The sequence below is a fragment of the Endozoicomonas sp. 8E genome (genome assembly GCF_032883915.1).
In the GTDB taxonomy this organism is placed as follows: Bacteria; Pseudomonadota; Gammaproteobacteria; order Pseudomonadales; family Endozoicomonadaceae; genus Endozoicomonas_A.
In genome coordinates this window covers 3,718,186-3,736,872 of the sequence record NZ_CP120717.1, presented here as the reverse complement: position 1 = coordinate 3,736,872, position 18,687 = coordinate 3,718,186, and the positions used below count along the sequence as shown (strand labels likewise).

Annotated in this window: 16 protein-coding genes; 10 read left to right on the top strand and 6 right to left on the bottom strand. The window is 47.1% G+C overall.

All coding sequences use genetic code 11. From position 1 onward, the window contains the following. Window position 1 precedes the first annotated feature (1 nt). The 5 genes from P6910_RS12260 to P6910_RS12240 all read left to right on the top strand — a co-directional run bounded on the left by P6910_RS12260 (window position 2) and on the right by P6910_RS12240 (window position 5,826). Complete coding sequence (locus P6910_RS12260) at window positions 2-1,576, top strand: hypothetical protein (protein ID WP_317141584.1); 1,575 nt, start codon at window positions 2-4, stop codon at window positions 1,574-1,576. Between the two features lie 106 nt (window positions 1,577-1,682). Further along, window positions 1,683-1,883, top strand: coding sequence for a DUF2970 domain-containing protein (locus tag P6910_RS12255; RefSeq protein WP_317141583.1), 201 nt, complete (start codon window positions 1,683-1,685; stop codon window positions 1,881-1,883). A 476-nt stretch (window positions 1,884-2,359) separates the two neighbouring features. Continuing rightward, a complete protein-coding gene (locus P6910_RS12250) occupies window positions 2,360-4,015 on the top strand; it encodes a nitrite/sulfite reductase (RefSeq protein WP_317141582.1) in 1,656 nt (551 codons plus the stop codon). Beyond that, window positions 3,999-4,496 carry a DUF934 domain-containing protein gene (locus P6910_RS12245; protein WP_317141581.1) on the top strand — a complete coding sequence of 166 codons (498 nt, stop codon included), beginning with the start codon at window positions 3,999-4,001 and terminating at the stop codon, window positions 4,494-4,496. The genes P6910_RS12250 and P6910_RS12245 overlap by 17 nt, the downstream gene beginning before the upstream one ends. A gap of 160 nt (window positions 4,497-4,656) precedes the next feature. Continuing rightward, window positions 4,657-5,826, top strand: coding sequence for a cation:proton antiporter (locus P6910_RS12240; protein ID WP_317141580.1), 1,170 nt, complete (start codon window positions 4,657-4,659; stop codon window positions 5,824-5,826). Here P6910_RS12240 and P6910_RS12235 read toward each other — a convergent pair. The 6 genes from P6910_RS12235 to P6910_RS12210 all read right to left on the bottom strand — a co-directional run bounded on the left by P6910_RS12235 (window position 5,777) and on the right by P6910_RS12210 (window position 10,339). Continuing rightward, complete coding sequence (locus tag P6910_RS12235) at window positions 5,777-6,085, bottom strand: hypothetical protein (RefSeq protein ID WP_317141579.1); 309 nt, start codon at window positions 6,083-6,085, stop codon at window positions 5,777-5,779. The genes P6910_RS12240 and P6910_RS12235 overlap by 50 nt on opposite strands. 50 nt (window positions 6,086-6,135) lie before the next feature. Beyond that, the gene (gene sohB / locus P6910_RS12230) at window positions 6,136-7,167 is read right to left on the bottom strand and encodes a protease SohB (RefSeq protein WP_317141578.1); all 1,032 of its coding nucleotides are present in this window, start codon (window positions 7,165-7,167) and stop codon (window positions 6,136-6,138) included. A gap of 423 nt (window positions 7,168-7,590) precedes the next feature. Then, window positions 7,591-8,436, bottom strand: coding sequence for an NAD(+) diphosphatase (gene nudC, locus P6910_RS12225; protein ID WP_317141577.1), 846 nt, complete (start codon window positions 8,434-8,436; stop codon window positions 7,591-7,593). Then, window positions 8,437-9,120 (bottom strand): DNA polymerase III subunit epsilon, encoded by a 684-nt coding sequence (gene dnaQ / locus P6910_RS12220; protein WP_317141576.1) that lies wholly within the window; start codon window positions 9,118-9,120, stop codon window positions 8,437-8,439. It lies immediately after the preceding gene. Beyond that, window positions 9,117-9,569 (bottom strand): ribonuclease HI, encoded by a 453-nt coding sequence (rnhA, locus tag P6910_RS12215; protein ID WP_317141575.1) that lies wholly within the window; start codon window positions 9,567-9,569, stop codon window positions 9,117-9,119. The genes dnaQ and rnhA overlap by 4 nt, the downstream gene beginning before the upstream one ends. Further along, window positions 9,566-10,339 carry a class I SAM-dependent methyltransferase gene (locus P6910_RS12210; RefSeq protein WP_317141574.1) on the bottom strand — a complete coding sequence of 258 codons (774 nt, stop codon included), beginning with the start codon at window positions 10,337-10,339 and terminating at the stop codon, window positions 9,566-9,568. Before P6910_RS12210 ends, rnhA begins: the two co-directional genes overlap by 4 nt. Before the next feature lie 233 nt (window positions 10,340-10,572). On the opposite strand from P6910_RS12210, the gene gloB reads away from it, so the two are divergent. From gloB to P6910_RS12185, 5 genes are all read left to right on the top strand, one after another. Beyond that, the gene (gene gloB, locus P6910_RS12205) at window positions 10,573-11,355 is read left to right on the top strand and encodes a hydroxyacylglutathione hydrolase (RefSeq protein WP_317141573.1); all 783 of its coding nucleotides are present in this window, start codon (window positions 10,573-10,575) and stop codon (window positions 11,353-11,355) included. 138 nt (window positions 11,356-11,493) lie between these two features. Further along, complete coding sequence (locus tag P6910_RS12200) at window positions 11,494-13,011, top strand: LysM peptidoglycan-binding domain-containing protein (protein ID WP_317141572.1); 1,518 nt, start codon at window positions 11,494-11,496, stop codon at window positions 13,009-13,011. 115 nt (window positions 13,012-13,126) lie between these two features. Further along, complete coding sequence (locus P6910_RS12195; protein WP_317141571.1) at window positions 13,127-14,980, top strand: extracellular solute-binding protein; 1,854 nt, start codon at window positions 13,127-13,129, stop codon at window positions 14,978-14,980. Next, entirely contained in the window at window positions 14,977-16,788 is a 1,812-nt protein-coding gene (locus tag P6910_RS12190) for an extracellular solute-binding protein (RefSeq protein ID WP_317141570.1), read from the top strand. Before P6910_RS12195 ends, P6910_RS12190 begins: the two co-directional genes overlap by 4 nt. Then, window positions 16,785-18,617: an extracellular solute-binding protein gene (locus tag P6910_RS12185; protein ID WP_317141569.1), complete on the top strand. Its 1,833-nt coding sequence runs from the start codon at window positions 16,785-16,787 to the stop codon at window positions 18,615-18,617. Before P6910_RS12190 ends, P6910_RS12185 begins: the two co-directional genes overlap by 4 nt. Window positions 18,618-18,687: the final 70 nt, after the last annotated feature.

Sequence of the window (18,687 nt, the reverse complement as noted above, 5' to 3'; positions counted from 1 at the left end):
CTTGAAGTTGCGCGATCCTCATTCTGCTCCTGCTACAGATTTTGAAACGGGAATCGATGTACATGCTGCCTGGTTTCAGCAGCACTTTGGTGTTGATGCTTTACAAGAGCAGGAGACCGGAGAATTTATAATAACTGAGCTACCGGATATGTATTCGGAAGATGCAAGAGCATTTCTCGAGGTGACGTTACCTCACCTGTTAAAGGCAAGAAGTCTGGATCACGAAATTCGAGCACCCTGTAATCAGCAGAGACTCAAGTGTGATGTTGAGATTTACCTTTTCAATCAACAGGAAACTTCAAAGCAGCTGACAGAGATTATACGCTTTACAGTACTTACGCAGATAAAACCAGCCGAAGTATCCTTAGGCTCTGATCATTCATCATTAGAAAAAGATTCCGAGTCACATTGTACTGCGAAAATGGGCTGTCCTACTGCTACTGATTCGGAAACAAAAACGGCTTTATTTCAGGAGTCAGATCTGCCTGAACTTGGTACGGACTGGCTGGAAAAAGTCCATGTGTATCAAAATAAGGAGAATGGAGACAGTCTGGTCATAAGGGATAACATTGTTTATTACACCGGTAAATCACTGACTGTTCTTCTCAAACTTTTTAATTCCCTGCTCTTCCGTTCGGGACCTGTTGATACCAGTAACGGATATTATGGACATTTCGCCAACGCGCAAATACTGGCAGAAGCTCTGGCATTGGGGGATATAATACCGCTTTTGATCAGAGATCATAATTGGTCTTACATCACACCTCAGATAGATGCCAGCGGTTACACTTTGTCTCTTGCTATTTTTGGCACCTATTTACATTATCGGGATAATCTGGGTCTGGTCCTGAACAAGAAAGAGATGTCTGAGTCTGATGTGCGGCTATTCTATACGTGGAAGCTGTTTGCGAATATTGCGACCAAAGCGATTAATGAGGTTGCCGAGAAGAAAATATTTGCCAAAGAGACCGATAGCGAGATTAATAAAATCAAATCCTCGCTGTTCACCAGTTTAGTAACAGCCCTTCCCTATGGAACAAAGTTAATGGTCACTGCCTTTACGGGTAATACCTATGCCAACAATATATTGAAGGCTGTACCGGCAGATCACTTCCTCTCCTGCTCGATCAGTGTCAATGGTGCCTGCATTCAGCTGTTCTTCCATCGTATTCTGGGTGAAGCTGATATTACCATTGTTCCTGCTACCAGTCTGGAACCGGCCAAAAAAGTGACATCTGGTCTTTCTTATATCCCATCAGCCATAACACAGGCTGCTATAGGAAAAGCGTTTAATGGCCTTGGAATGACCGTATGCGGTGGACATTATATAAAAGGGGCCGGGTATGCATTGATTGATGGTGTCGATAAATATCTGATGGCTCAGGGGGCCAGTGACTTAACCCGCTATTCAGCGTTAACGGCTGGCACTCTTTTTATGAGTTACAGCAACTACTCATTCAGTAAGACATTTGCGAGCGGATTCACCAATCGCTACGCAAAATATCTCATGATCTGGGCAACCACAACGTTTATGACATTGTCTGAACTCTACTTTCACACAACTGCGCTGAGGTGACTTCTAAGATTATCATGCTTTGTCACTTCTTCTTCTGTCATATCACTTGCGACTTCATCGCAGGCATGTAATAAGATGAGATGGGCTCACGAAACAGGGAATTATCATGGCAAAGGGCACTGGCTTCCTGTCAACGTTGCAGAGCGCTCTGGCGTCTGCGTTTGGTGTGCAAAGTGAGAAAAACAGGGCGCGTGATTTTTCCCATGGACGCCCGGCGCACTTCGTTATCGCCGGTATATTGGGAACACTTTTTTTTATTCTGATCTTGGTGCTGGTGGTAAAACTGGTGCTCAGTCAGTCTGGCTAGCTTACTGATGGCTGACCCAGTATACGGCAGTAACAACAATCAGTGTTACGATTGAAACAGCTGCAATAGCATCAACAGTACTGTCTTTCATGGGCTTTCCCTGAGACATTTCTCATCTCCTCAATCAGTTATTTGATGGCGCTCCTCCAAGCTAGCTGATTATCGTTTTTCGGGCAACTGCACAATGAACGTTTTCCACACCATAAGCCTTGATTGATACATTTGTCTGAAATAATGTATTCATGGCATTGTAGCGAAGCGACATATTCAGTCTCTCTTGTACATAGATTTCTTCGGATATGCAGTTTTCATCTAGTTATATAAAAAAAATTTTTATTACTAAGTACAAAAATACTGTTATCTTGTCTACTCTCGGTCGTAGCTGGAATCTGCATCGAGCCTGAAACAGATTTCCAGAAGCCTGATACAGTCAGGCCTCTGGATAGCTCGCCAACCCAATTAGAAAAATTATTCCCATGTATAAATACGATGAGTACGATCAACGCATCGTCGACGAAAGAGTGAGTCAGTTCAGAGACCAGACTCGACGTTACCTCGCCGGTGAGATCGCAGAGGACGAGTTTTTACCCCTGCGTCTGCAGAATGGCCTCTATATTCAGCGTTTTGCTCCCATGCTGCGGATCGCAATCCCATACGGCATGTTGAATACCCGCCAGGTTAGAAGACTTTCTGAAATTTCGCGCAAATACGATAAAGGCTATGTGCACTTCACTACCCGCCAGAACGTACAGTTGAACTGGCCTCTGCTTGAGCAGGTTCCTGATATCCTGGCTGACCTTGCAGAAGTGGAGATGCATGCAGTGCAGACCAGTGGCGCCTGTATTCGTAACACGACGACTGATCAGTTTGCCGGTATTGCACGAGATGAAATTGTAGATCCAAGACCCTGGTGTGAAATCATCCGTCAATGGTCCACATTCCATCCGGAATTTGCCTTCTTGCCCCGTAAATTCAAAATCGCTGTTTGTGGTTCTGAAGAAGATCGTGCAGCTACCATGGTTCATGACATTGGCGTCCATGCCTTCCGAAATGAGAACGGCAATGTGCGATTCAAGATACTGGCCGGTGGTGGGCTGGGACGAACTCCCATGGTCGCCAGTGTCATCAGAGAGTCCATAGAACCTGAGCATTTATTGACCTATCTGGATGCGATTCTTAGGGTTTACAACCGCTACGGCCGTCGTGACAACAAATACAAGGCGCGTATCAAGATTCTTGTAAAAGCCATGACACCTGAAGTGTTCACTGAGAAAGTGGAATCAGAATGGGAGCAGATCAAAGACTCTGCATCCCTTCTGCCTGAAGCCGAAATACAGCGTGTCAGCCAGCACTTTATTGATCCGGAATACAAGGGACTGGTGGATCAGGACTTTAATGATCTGGCTTTAAAAGCGCCGGCAGGTTTCCATTCCTGGCTGAAACAGAATGTGTTTCCCCATAAGAAATCAGGTTACTGTGCCGTCACCCTGACTTTGAAAGCTACCGGGGATGCTCCTGGTGATGTATCTGCAGAACAACTGGATGTCATTGCAGATCTTGCCGATCAATACAGTCTGGGAGAGCTCAGAGTCAGCCACGAGCAGAATCTGATATTCGCAGACGTAGAACAAACGGCACTGATTGAACTTTGGGAAAAATTGTCAGCTGTCGGTTTGGCGACGGCCAATCGTGGCCTGTTGACCGATATGATCTGCTGCCCGGGTGGTGATTTCTGTGCACTGGCCAATGCTCGGTCTATTCCTCTGGCAGAAGAGATTCAGCGCAAGTTCGAAGATATTGACTATCTGCATGACGTCGGTGAGCTGGACCTGAACATTTCAGGCTGCATGAATGCCTGTGCCCATCACCATGTGGGTCATATAGGTATTCTGGGTGTCGACAGAAAAGGCATTGAATATTATCAGGTTCAGGTTGGTGGCTCTGCTTCAAAAGAAGCTGCCTTGGGCAAGATTATTGGACCGTCTTTCAAGCGTGAAGAAATTCCTGACGTGCTGGAGAAGATCCTCAACGTATACATAGAGCAGCGTCATGAAGATGAACTGTTTATCGATACCTGCCAGCGCATTGGCATAACCCCTTTCAAGGAGCGTGTGTATGCCCAGGCTGCTTAAAAATAATGAAGTCTTGGAGAATGATTATCGGATTCTGGATTCAGAATCTGCAGATCAGGCATTTGCAGGGACACTGCTGATTCCGGCCAAGGAACTCAGTCGATATAAGAAACTGCTTGAACAAAAGCAGCAGCCAACAGGCTTGTTCCTTGATAGTGATGATGAAGTCGAAAGTTATGCTGACATACTGTCCAGCTTCGACCTGATCACAATTAATTTTCCCAAGTTTATTGATGGTAGAGGCTACTCCCTGTGCCGCACCCTCAGGGACCGTTATCATTACAAAGGGGATATCAGAGCCGTGGGCGACGTGCTTATCGATCAGATTTTTATGTTGCAGCGGTGTGGCTTTTCAAGCTATTACCTCAGAGAAGACCAGAAAGCAGAAGATGCTATCAAGGCATTGGATACTTTTACCCTAAGGTATCAGGGAAGCAGTGATGATCCTGAACCTCTCTACAGAAAAAGAAAGGCATCATAGAAGATGCCTGATCCATCTTGTTAAGGGCTGCTGTCAGCGGCCCTGCCCTTCTCTTGTTTAACGGACTCACAGCCTTGGGTATATACTTGGGCTTTTAGCTTCGAGCAAAATGCGGGCTGGAATAGCCTTTTTATAAACAATCATTTATCTGGCGAGTCTAATGGAAAGTGGTTCCCTGCTCTTCTCTTTTTTCCTTATCTTCAGTGGTGCCGCAATACTCGCTACTGCTGCACTTTTTACCCGTCAACCGCTTCTGGTCGCCTACATTGTACTGGGTGCCTTCCTGGGCCCCTATGGCATGGAAATGGTTACGGATACCGGGCTTTTGAATGATATTGCCCACGTCGGAATTATATTCCTTTTGTTTTTGCTTGGACTGGATATGCAGCCCGCTCACCTGGGTCATCTGCTCAAGAAAACAGCTACGGTAGGATTAATCAGTTCGATCATATTTGCACTCACCGGATATGGGCTGGGACTGGCGTTTGGTTTCAGCCAAAAAGAAGCCGTCATAACCGGCGCGACAATGATGTTTTCCAGTACCATTATTGGTATCAAATTATTGCCAACCACGGTGCTGCATCACAAACATACAGGAGAAATTCTTGTCAGCCTGCTGCTTTTGCAGGATCTGCTGGCGATTCTGGTTCTCCTGCTGCTTTACAACTTTGATGGTGGATTTGCCAACAGTAAAATGGATGTTCTGATGGCTCTCGCCGCACTTCCTATGATCATAGCTGCGGCTTTTCTGGCAGTTCGTTATGCTCTGCTGCCATTGATGGCACGCTTTGACCGGTTTCATGAATACATGTTCCTGTTAGCCATTGGCTGGTGTCTTGGCTTCGCTGAACTGGCCCATGCCTTGAATCTTTCCTATGAAATTGGTGCCTTTATTGCCGGGGTCAGCATTGCTACCAGCCCGATTTCCCAGTACATAGCCATTAATCTCAAGCCTTTGAGGGATTTTTTCCTGGTTCTGTTCTTCTTCTCAATCGGTGCCAGCTTTAACCTCAATCTGTTCGGAGATGTGTGGCTGCCTGCGGTTATCATGACCGTTATTTGTCTGCTTCTGAAACCTGCCACATTTGGTATTTTACTGAGTGCCAATGAGAACAAATCTACGGCATGGGAAGTCGGTTTCAGATTGGGCCAGACCAGTGAGTTTTCTATTCTGATTGCAGTACTGGCAGCGGGACAGATGTTGATGGGAGAGATCGCAGCTCACGTCGTCCAGGCAACTGCCATATTAACGTTGATCATCTCTTCCTACGTGGTGGTGTTTAACTATGAATCACCCATAGCGGTATCGGAAAAGCTGAGAAGAGACTAAAACAAAAAAAACCGCACAATACGGGGTTCTCCCATCCAGATAACACTACAACTCGTTCCCATGCTCTGAGGTCGTCATTCCCGCGAAGGCGGGAATCCAGCGCCAACGGTGGATCTCTGCCTTCTCGGGGATGACAAGGCCAAGTGGGCATCGGGCAGTATGGTTCTGGTGGTGAGTCTGTGTGGATTCCCGCCTTCGCGGGAATGACGAGAATGAAGTCGGGAATGACGAGAATGAAGTCGGGAATGACGGGAGTCAACTCGTTCCCACGCTAGAGCATGGGAACTATCCAGATATCACTTGGAGCAGTTAAGAAAAGTATCGACCCTGAGACAATCTTTCCCAGATTTTTCCGAAGGCATTGTCCAGAGTCGTTTCAGCAGCCAAGCCCAGTTTACTGGCCATTCCTTTCTTCACTTCATAACTGACCTGAATAATGTCTGAGGAGTCTACCCTGCTATAGATATACTCATCACTGGTCATGACCAGATCAATCAGGTTTTTCTCAATCGCCTGACGGCCATACCAGATTTCACCGGTAGCGACCTCTTCTATGTTGACCTGCTCACGTTCTTCCTTGATAAACTCCTTGAACAGCTCATGAGTGTCCTGGATATCCTGCTTGAACTTATCACGACCTTTTTCAGTGTTTTCACCAAGAACCGTCAGAGTGCGTTTAAATTCACCGGCAGTGTGCAGTTCAATATCAACATCATGTTTCTTAAGCAATTTGTTGATATTGGGCAGCTGAGCCATCACACCTATGGAACCAATTACGGCAAAAGGCGCAGCAACAACCTGATTAGCCGTACAGGCCATCATATAACCGCCACTGGCAGCCACTTTATCGACTGCAATAGTGAACTTAACACCACGATCCCTGATGCGTTGTAGCTGGGAAGCTGCAAGACCATAAGCATGCACCATACCACCTGCACTCTCCAGCTTTAGAAGTACTTCATCCTTATCTGTGATAACAGACAGTACTGCAGTGATCTCTTCCCGAAGGGACTTGACCGCCGAAGCTTTCAAATCGCCGTGAAAATCAAGGACATACAAACGTGGTTTTATTTCCTTTTGTTTGTCCTTCTTTTTTTCCTTGTCGGCTTTCTTTTTTTCCTTTGCCAGCTGCTTCAGACCTTCCTTGTCGAGAGTCGCATGCTGAAGATCATCCTTCAGGTGCTGATAATGTTCATTCAGTTTCTTGATTTCAAGATGCCCTTTACTGATCTTTTTGGATTTTTGTCCCATTGTTGCTGCCGCAACAATGATGATCAGCAGTGCCACAACAAATGTGACCACTTTGGCAAGGAATAAGCCGTATTCCGCCAGATACTCCAAGAGAGCCTCCAATAATTCATTTCAATATGAGTGCTTAAGGATACCTGAAAAAGAGAATGTGAAAAGTCCGTCGTTTTGTGGATGATAGTGTACTGGGTTTCCGGTCAAAATCTGATGCGAATCGTTTCCTGTTTGAATTGAAGAAGCGCCTCAGTGACTTTGGTTTGTCCTTGCATGAGAACAAGACACTCCTGATCCGTTTTGGAAAAATTCGCACAACGGGTTGCAAAAGCTAATAAAGGTAAACGTCCAGAAACCTTCGAGTTTTTTGGGTTTACCTATTATTGTTTGCAAACTCGGAACGGCTATCGTTTCTGGTGGAGACAGTCGGTTTGATGACCTTTTGTTCCGTATTTTTCGTATGTTAAGAAATTGCACGGAGCTAGATATTTTAAAAGCTATAAATAATATGATTGTATAATATCAAATATCTATCAACATCCTGGATATTGTGAATTTAGGGGGTATGTCCGGCAGATCATCTCTACGGAACCATTCAGCACTCACCAGCTCTTCCTCTTCAAGGCTAATCTCACCTGATTTATATTCAGCGTGATAGCCCAGCATCAAGGCATGGGGAAAAGGCCAGCTCTGACTGAGTTGGTACTTTATTTCACCGACCTCCAGACCGACTTCTTCCCTGATCTCTCTTATAACAGCTTCCTCAGCACTCTCGCCCGGCTCTACAAAGCCCGCGATAACGGTATGCATTGTTGTATCACGCAAATGTCGCTGATGCTGAACAAGCAGTACTTCATCCCCTTTATGGATAAGAACTATGATGCACGGAGATATCCTTGGATAGTAAGTCATCTCACAGGCTGAACAAACCATTGACCAATCCCCTTCGCTTGACATGCATGGGCTACCACAGCGTCCACAGAATTGGTGGTCTTTTCTGGATCTCAGGATTTGAGCAGCATGACTGTATAACGCCACCATCGATTCAGGTTGCATTGCCATATATTGCCGGGCATTAACGGCACTCCCCTCTTCAGGAATTTGGTCTGTTTTTATAACCGACACCGAATATTCGTCCAGATTTCCAGTTCTGATTGATTCGTGGTCATCCATCCAGGGGCGTTTCTCCCAGAGGAACTCACCCTCGGAATTCATCAGGATGTCATGACCACACAGAATCAGATAACGATCAGCCAGCCCCCCTTCCGGGGTCCAGCCGTTTTCAGGTTGGTATTGGTGCATGTATGTCACTGCTTTCGATGGTGAGTCAATGGTCAATCGGTCATTGCGAACCTGAGCTGGTAGCAACTACCAATTTTGCTGGCCTATCTTTTCCAGTTTTTCCTGATGCAACTTTAATTCAGCATCGGTCGGCCTGATGATTTTCAAAACGGGCCTGTCCGAAGCTAGACGTCTGATAACCGTTACATCATCAGCCCCTTCTCCGGTTCCTCCCAAAAGCAGAGAAGTCTGTCCACCCGTCATGGCGAGGTAGACTTCAGCCAATATCTCAGAATCAAGCAGTGCTCCGTGGAAGGTACGGGCCGAGTTATCGATAAAATAACGTTTACAAAGTGCATCCAGGTTATTTTTCTGACCCGGGTGCTTCTTTCTGGCTATAGCCAGAGAGTCGGTAATTTTGCTGTAATCCTCAACCTGCCCAAGGGCAGGATCCAGCCACTTTAGCTCATGGTTGAGAAAGTTAATATCGAAGGGTGCATTGTGAGCAATCAGCTCGGCATCTTTGATAAAATCCAGAAAATCTTTGGCCACTGCTGCAAAGAGCGGTTTGTCCTGAACAAATTCGTTGGTAATACCATGAACCTGAATGACCTCATCATCCATATGCCGCTCAGGATTGATGTAGACATGATAAGTATTACCCGTCAGCTTACGGTCAATCATCTCCACACAACCGATTTCGACAATCCGGTGGCCCTGAGAAGGGTCTATCCCGGTGGTCTCCGTATCCATTATGATCTGGCGGTTCATTGTTTCTTACCTTCAATAATCTCTTGAGCACCACGACAGGCGAGTTCATCCGCCATTTCATTTTCCCGGTGTCCGGCATGACCTTTTACCCAGCACCACTCAATCTTATGATGAGTATTCTGGGCATCAAGCCGCTCCCATAAATCTTTGTTTTTTACAGCTTTACCCGCCGCTGTTTTCCAGCCTTTGCGTTTCCAGCCGGACAACCACTCTGTTATGCCCTTGCGTACGTATTGGGAATCGGTTGTGACACGCACCTCGCAGGGCCGGGTTAATGTTTCCAATCCGACAATGGCGGCCATCAATTCCATGCGGTTATTGGTGGTTTGCTTCTCGCCACCATACAGTCCTTTTTCTGCAGTACCGTAACGCAGAATGACACCCCAGCCACCGGGGCCAGGGTTCCCTTTGCAGGCACCATCTGTAAAAAGCTCAACGAGCTTGCTCAACGATTATCTCCCACTCGACTGGACCCTGTAATCGGTTTTCCGACCAGGGATTGCCCCACGGAGGACCAGACAGGCTTGATGGGTGTCATGCCTGCCACTTCCCGCGTGGCAACTATGATGTAAAAACTGCCAAAGGGCAGCATCCAATTATGACAGCGCTGCTCAATCAATTCCGACTTCAAGCCCATGGCTGAGTGGTTGGAAGGGAGCAGATAGGCACCATGAATCACCTTCTCAACACTGAACCCCAAGAGGGTTAACCAGTCTTTCATCCGACTTGGACTAATGAACTGGACACCACTGAATAACTTTCGATAACCCGGAAGTATCATACACTTGATATTGCAGAGACTCAGAGGGTTAAAACCGACTACAATCATCTTGCCTCCGGGGATGATGGTATGCGCCGCTTCGCTGAGAAGTCGGTGCGGGCGATCAGACACTTCTACCATATGATGCAGCAAGACAAGGTCAAGGCTGCCCGGAGCTATCGGCCAGTGGTAAGGATCAAGCAACAATGAAGACGCCGGCTCAGAGTTTAAGGGGTGAAACTGAAAGTTTCGGCTTACCTGAGACCCTGACAACAGAGCCGCAGCTGGAGATACAGATAATTCAACTGCATGATAACCAAAGATGTACTTTAACTCATGTTCTATATGACAGCGTTCTGTCTCAAGTACAAACTCCCCTGCACCGGATTGCATCCAACCCTGCAGGGCCTGCAATTTTTGAGGTATTTCAGGTCTGGTCGTTTTTTTAAACCATTGCATCAGGCTTTTTCCGTGTATGCTGCAGTTAAATCAGCAAAAACCTCGAGCCAGATTGTTGTCCTGCTCAAATACACATCTTATCTGGCACGGCAGGATTCAACCAGCATCGGTGTCATCCCCTATGACAATCGTAAAGAAAATAGTACAGACTTTACACGCAAAATTTGTAAAAATGATCTTTTGTCTATTTCAGGCATTAGAATGTTATTGACCATTATCCGACAGAATGTCCTATGATCCACATTCAAGCTATCCCGGCTTTTCAAGATAACTACATCTGGCTGCTCTGTGAAGATTGCAGTCAACAATGTCTGGTGGTTGATCCAGGCGATGCTGACGTGGTCGAAAAAGCACTGGATAGAGTCAATCTGGAATTGTCGGGCATTTTGATTACCCATCATCACCGGGATCATACAAACGGCATAGAAAAACTAACAAAGAACCGTAGCATTCCAGTCTATGGCCCTGATAATCCAGCAATTTCCGGCATTACCCACAACCTGAATGACACAGAGATACTGACAGTACTTGGTACCGAATTCAGTATTCTGAAAACTCCGGGCCATACGCTCGATCATATTGCCTATTTCGCTCATCCTGATCAGGATGATCCCATTCTATTCTGTGGCGACACCCTCTTTTCAGCCGGGTGTGGCCGACTGTTTGAAGGGACTGCTGAACAAATGCAGAGCTCATTCAATAAACTCCGCTCTCTACCCGAAAACACCCGTGTATACTGTGCACACGAATACACGCTGGCAAACTTGGCTTTTGCCCAGACCGTAGAACCCGACAACCAATCTATTGAGGAGTATCGCAACAGAGTCATCCGGCTTCGCGAACAGAACAGGCCAAGCCTGCCCTCTAGCATCAGGCTGGAACTTACCATTAATCCATTCATGCGTACTGACCAGAAGAGTGTCATTATTGCTGTTAAGGAGCACGCCCCAAATGCCGCTCTGTCAAACGATGCAGAGGTATTTGGAGCATTGCGTCATTGGAAGGATCACTTTTGATGACGATAAACCCTGTGTTCCTTCAAAATAAATATAGTTTTTATGTCTGAACCTTTGATTACAGAGCAAACGTCCGGTCGCTGTACCGGACCTGAAGTTAAACCCCTGGTTCGAGTCTTGAGTGCCGCGACACTCGTGATGACTCTTACAAGCTGTCAGAGTCATTCTCCAGAGCAGGCAGCTACTCCACCAGTCAAAGTTGAGCAAAAAGTTGCCAAAGGGAAAACGGCCAAAAAAGCACTGAAGAATCAGCTAGCCAAAAAACCATTGACCGACCTGTGGGATAGAACTCGTCAGGGCCTCGCTATGGACCTGGATAATAATCATCCCCGGGTATTGGCAGAATTACGCTGGTACAAGAAAAACCAGGGCTACTTCAACCGCGTTTCTAATCGTGCCAGTCCCTATTTCTATTTCATCCTGATGGAAGCCGAGAAACGTGGCGTCCCTCTGGAACTGGCACTAATGCCCATAGTGGAGAGTGCCTTCGATCCATTTGCCTATTCCCACGCAGGTGCATCCGGCTTATGGCAATTCATGCCAGCTACCGGAGAACATTACGGACTGGAGCAGAACTGGTGGTATGACGGTCGTCGTGATGTGGTTGAAGCTACTCGCGCAGCACTCGACTATATGGTTAGTCTGCACAAAATGTTCGATGATTGGGAATTAGCACTGGCTGCTTTCAACTCAGGACCCGGGCGAGTCATGAATGCAGTCAACAAGAACAAGAGACGGGGTAAATCCACCCGCTTCTGGGATCTGGACCTGCCTAGTGAAACCACCGCTTACGTTCCAAAGCTTATCGCCCTGGGCAAGATCGTTCGTGATCCGGCCAAATACGGTATCAAGCTAAAGTCAATTCCTAACAAACCTCATTTTGCCAAGGTTAAAACCGGTGGCCAGCTGGATATGGCCAAAGCCGCCAATTTGGCTGGCATTACACTGAATGAGTTATATCGCCTGAATCCCGGGATTAATCGCTGGTCCACTCCTCCTTCTGGTCCGCACCATCTGCTGGTGCCTGTTGCCAAAGCCGAATCCTTCCGAGCTGAACTGGCTCAACTGCCAGCGGAGAAACGTATGCAATGGCAGCGCTACTCAGTGAAGTCTGGTGATAGCCTGATCAGGATTGCCAATACCTTTAATACCAAGCCCGGGCTCATCAAGGAAGCGAACAAGATGGAGACAGACTTGATCCGGGTTGGTCAGAGTCTGTTGATTCCCGTCGCTGTCAAAGAGAAGGAAGAGTACGCCCTGACAGCACCGCAGCGCCGTATCGCCAAGCAAAACACCCAGCGTGCCGGACGACACAGACTGAATCACTCTGTTAAATCCGGAGACAGCTTCTGGAGCATAGCCAAAAAGTACAATACCGGTGTCCAGGAACTGGCTCGCTGGAACGGTATGTCACCCAGAGATAATCTCAGGATCGGACAGCAACTGGTGGTATGGACCAAAACCAACGCGCCCCGGGACGGTGTTGTTCGCAGGGTCAATTATAAGGTTCGCAATGGCGACTCCCTGTCTCGAATCGCTGACAAGTTCAATGTAGCCGTGGCCCAGATCAAAACCTGGAATACCTTTGACAGCAAATACCTGCAGCCTGGTCAACAATTGACTCTCTATGTTGATGTGACTCGCGCCTACGAATGATACATTTATAATGCTCAGACCCGCTTTTTCTCGGGTCTGACGTGTTTCTCTATAAACCACTCCCCTATCCTGTCGATGCTATATTCATTCGGTTCAACAATACCGGGATGCATCATTGAAACGACTGACGCTCTCTCTTCTGCTCTTTTTTCTGGCTGCGCACGCAATGGCTGCGGGTGAGCAATGGCAGCATTATCTGTCCATCATGGACGAGCCTCTGTATGAGAAAGATTTTAAACACTTCCGATACGTCAATCCTGAAGCGCCCAAAGGTGGCCATCTGCGATTAGCAGCCCTTGGAACCTTTAATACTCTGAATCCTTACAGTGCCAAAGGGATAGCCCCCTCGCTGGCGAATAACACTTTCAGGTTTGGCTTTCTGGAGTTGAACGAACCCCTGATGGTGGGCACTGGTCCTTACGCACCTTCCATGGAACATAAGAATACAGCCTATGGTTTAATCGCTGAAGCGGTGGCTTATGATCCGGAAAAACAAAAGCTCTCATTCAAGCTGAGACCAAATGCCCGTTTTCATGACCAGCATCCCATTACCACGGAAGATGTTGAGTTTTCCTATAAAATACTGCTGGAACAGGGGCACCCAAACTTCAAACTCACACTAGAGCAAGTTGAACATATCCAAATCGAAGATCGCTACGTTATCCACTTCTATCTAAAACCTTCATCCTCTAAAGCGCTCCCAATTAAGCTCAGCGAGCTACCTGTCTTACCAAAGCATTACTGGCAGAATCGTGATTTTGAAAAAACCACACTGGTCCCCCCCTTACTCAGTGGTCCTTATAAGATTTCCAGGGTCAAGCCGGGATCAACGATCGTCTTTGAACGAGTGCCAGACTACTGGGGAGAAGAGCTGCCCGTTAATAAGGGGCTTTATAATTTTGATAAAGTCACTCTGAATTTCTACCGTGACCGTCATGTCAGCTTTCAGGCTTTTAAGAACGGTGAGACCGATGTCCACTATGAAGGCGAGGCGAAAAACTGGGCAACAGCTTATGACTTTCCAGCGATGCAACAAGGTAAGACAATCAAGCTGAACATTCCGGACAAGATGCATTATGGCAGAAGGTTCTTTGTCTTTAATCTCAGATCCCCACTGTTTCAGGATAGAAAAGTCAGGCAGGCTATCAGCCTGTTATTCGACTGGGAATGGTCTTCAGCAAACCTCTTCCATAACGCCTATGTTCGCACCACCAGTTTCTTTGGTGCCCATGAGAATAATGCATCAGCGGTCCCGGCACAGAGTGAAAAGGAACTGTTTAAACCTTTTCAGTCGATAGTGCCACCGGGGCTCTATTCCGACCCTTTTGAACTCCCAAAAACTAACGGAGATGGGAATATCACAAGCCAACGAAGACAGGCCCTGAAACTCCTGAAAGAGGCCGGCTGGCATTATCATCAGGGGCAATTACTAAACGCCCGGAATGAACCCTTTCACTTTACATTTCTTCACTACTCAAAACTGGCTGATCGTTACATACTACCTTTTGCGGCCAACCTTGCCAGTGTGGGAATCAAAATGGATTTTCGTGCCATAGACCTGAGTCAATATCAGCGCAGACTGAGACAAAGGGATTTTGAGATGGTTCAAACAACCCTGATCGTGCCTTTTCTTCCCGGCGAAGGCCTTAAAGGGCTGTTTCACTCTGAGTCTGCGGACGTTGAAGGCAGCCAAAATCTGGCCGGCATTCATAACCCGGCCGTCGATGGCTTAATTGATCATGCCCTGGCAGCCAACACCATAAAGGCTCTTTGTACCGCTATGCAGGGTCTGAATCGTCTCTTGCTCTGGGAATATTACTTTATTCCCAATTGGCAGGGGCGTTTTGTCAGAATCGCTTACTGGCAGCATCTACAACCTCCTGACACTTTTCCACCCTTTGGCATTCGTCTCACTTCATGGTGGATGAAACCAACCTCTAAAGCCCTTCCACAACAAGGAAAAGAATGACTATCAAACGATGGGTAAGGACACTTATAGCGCTGAACATTGCCTGGTTTTATCCTTCTTTACAGGCCAGTGTTCAGGAATCCTGTCACACACTTCATGCCATCAGCCTGATCGGCACTCCCAAATATCCTGCTGACTTTCAACACTTTTCCTATGTCAATCCTGATGCTCCCCGTCAGGGCAAGGTCAGACTGGCGGTTCTTGGCACTTACGATACCTTTGATCTCTTTAGTTCCAAAGGTGTGCCTGCTGCCGTTGGTCCCTACATCTACGATAGCCTGATGTTTGCCAGCCGGGATGAACTCGGCAGTCTGTATCCAATGATTGCGGAAGCTGTCGAATACCCTGATGACAATCGCTGGGTACGTTTCGTTATTAACCCGAAAGCCCGTTTTGCCGACGGCAGCCCGATTACTGCCGAAGTCGTAAGTGATACATTTCTTCAATACAAAAATGGCGACTTCTCCAACTTCAAGCGCCTGTTGAAAGATGTTAATCAAATAGAAGTTGAACCCGGAAACCGGGTAAAACTGACCCTGAATGTCCCCGAAGACAAAAAACTGCCTTTTCTACTGGCCCGGCTACCCATCATTCACAGTAGTTACTGGAAAAAGTCTGAAGATGTTGACAGTAAGATCCACATTCCTGTCAGCTCAGGGGCTTACACCATCAAACAATATGAGCTTGGCCAGACCGTTTTTCTTGAGCGAAACAAGGATTACTGGGCTGAGAAGCTACCTGTGAATATTGGCCGGAATAACTTTAAGCAGATCAGACTGGAGTATTTCAGGAACTCTACCCTCTCACTCGAGGCTTTTCTCAGCGGCCACTACGATATCCGGATAGAGAACCTGGCCAAAAACTGGACTTACGCCTACAAGGGTAAGGACGTAGAGAGCGGGAAGATCATCAAGAAAAATTACCCTCGCAAGAGCTTTCAGGTTCAGTCCTTTATCTTTAACAGTCGAAAAGGCCCCTTTAAGGATCAACGGGTCAGAGAAGCCATCAGCCAGGGTTACGATGTAGCCTGGACCAACGCCAATCTTCTTTATGGCATTTATTCAGCGCCCGGAAGTCTGTTTGCCAACTCGGATTTTGCCCACTCAGGCATACCCGATAGAGCTGAAATCCAACTGCTTGAGCCTTATCGGGACATACTTCCTGAGAAGCTGTTTAAACAACCTTGGACTGGTGTACAAACAGATGGCACTGGCAATATCCGAAAACAACTCAGCTATGCCAATCGACTTCTGAAACAGGCAGGCTGGGAACTCAAAAACGGCAAAAGGGTCAACAAGGAAACCGGTGAGCCACTGAGGTTTGAATTGATGCTGGCGGTGCCAGAACAGGAACGTGTTGCCATACCGTTCAAAAGTAATCTGGAAATGCTCGGTATTGAAATGCAGATCATCTCAGTGGATGTCTCCCGGTACATTCAAAGAGTGCGCAATCACGACTATGATATGCTGCTCAGAACCTTCCACCAGCCTGATGTGCCTGGCAACGAACAAAGAGAATACTGGAGCAGCAGTACTGCCGATCAACAGGGCACGCAGAACCTCGCAGGTGTCAATCACCCTGCGGTTGACGCCATGATTGAGTCTATTATCAAGGCTGAAACCATCGACCAGTTGCAGGCCGCCACCAGCGCTATGGATCGCATCCTGCTCTGGGAAAATTACACCATTCCCCAGCTCTACCATCGTTACTGGCGGGTAGCACACAGAAGCGGCTATAACTATCCTGACAACGGAGGTCTTTATGGCTCTGTGGACCTTAGCATCTGGTGGGAGAAAGAACCAAAATGAAACGTCTGGTTGCGGGAATAGTTCTTATAGTAGCGACCTCTTTGGCAGTGGGAGCAGAAAACATTCCTTTGAAGCATGCCATAAGTCTGTATGGTGAACCGAAGTACCATAAAGATTTTGAACACTTTGACTATGCCAACCCGGACGCACCAAAAGGCGGTGAATTCAGACAGGCTGTAACCGGCCAGTTTGACAGTCTTACCCCTTTTGTAGATCGCGGTTCGGCCGCGGCTGGCAGCGACTTGCTGTATGACAGCCTGCTGCAAAGATCCTGGGACGAACCTTTAAGTAAATACGGTTTGATTGCCCAGTACATAGAATTGGACCCTGATAACCGCTGGGTTGCCTATCATATTAATCCCAAAGCTCGTTTTAATGATGGCCATAAGGTGTCAGCCAGTGATGTAAAATTCTCGTTTGATCTTCTGAGGGAGAAAGGCTCAACCTTCTACCGCCACTTCTATGATGATATCGAGAAAGCTGAAGTCACAGCGCCTATGAGGGTACTATTTACCTTTAAAAACAACAAAAACCGGGAGCTGCCTCTGATTCTGGGGCAAATGCCTATACTTCCCGAACACTACTGGAAAGACAGGCATTTTCCGCCCTCCGGATTTGAAGTCCCTGTCACCAGCGGCCCTTACCAAGTCGATAAAATCAATCCCGGACGATCCATCACTTATAAAAGAGACGAAGATTACTGGGCAAAAGATCTGGCTGTAAACCGGGGTCGGTATAATTTTGACCGCATGCTGTTCGAATATTACGGAAACGAATCTGTGCTTTTAGAAGCAATGTTCAGCAATCAATATGACTTCAGACTGATCACAGACCCAACAATCTGGAATACCCAACTGAGCGAGAACCGTATTAAAAAATATCGTCTGGTACAAGAAGTCATAAAGAACCATAACCCCCAAACCCTGACGTTAGCCTACAATACCCGGCGACCTTTTCTAAAAGATACCAGAGTCAGGGAAAGTCTGGGATACGCTTTTAATTTTAAACAGATCAACGACCACCTTTTCTTTGGAATGTATCGACCTGCTGAAAGCTTTTTTGCAGGCTCTGAACTGGCAGCCAGTGGAATACCCTCACCTGAAGAACTGAAATGGCTGACCCCCTTTCAGCAACAACTGCCTGAAGCCCTCTTCCATGAACCCTTCAAAGTACCTGATAGCCGACTGGCATCGGGCGACCGGTCGAGTATGGCAAACGCACTTAAGTTGTTAAAACAGGCTGGCTGGCAAATAAAAGATAATCAACAAGTTAATGCTCTGGGGGAACCACTGGTCCTGAACGCACTGGTGGCCAATGAAGAACACGAAAAAGTTCTGCTCTCCATCAAGGATGGTCTGAGTCGTCTTGGTATTACCTTAAATGTTCAACGTATAGACCCACTCCAGATGGTAGCCAGACTCCGTGAACTGGATTTTGAACTGGTACTGCATACCTACCGACATACTGCATCACCCGGCACCGAACAGGTATCCTTCTGGGGATCAGAAACCGCTGATCAACCGGGAACCAGAAACCTGTCGGGTGTTCATTCACCGGTGGTCGATCACATAGCTCAATTGATTCCATCAGCCACCAGCCGTGAAGAACTGCTGTCAATGATTCATGCCCTGGACAGAGTCCTGCTGTGGGGACACTACTCGCTGCCTCTCTGGTACTCACCTTCCTGGAATGTTCTCTACCGGGATACTCTGAAGCATCCTGAGACGACACCTCTTTATGCTCTTGACCTGAGTACATGGTGGTATCAGACAAAAAAACCACCAACAGCCAGAGCTAATGCTGGTTCAACACTTGAGAAAGCACATTAACCGCTTGGGTGATCGGTTACATCGCGATGCTAAAAATCAGGAACTCTCTGGTTCCCTGATCCGTAAGTGT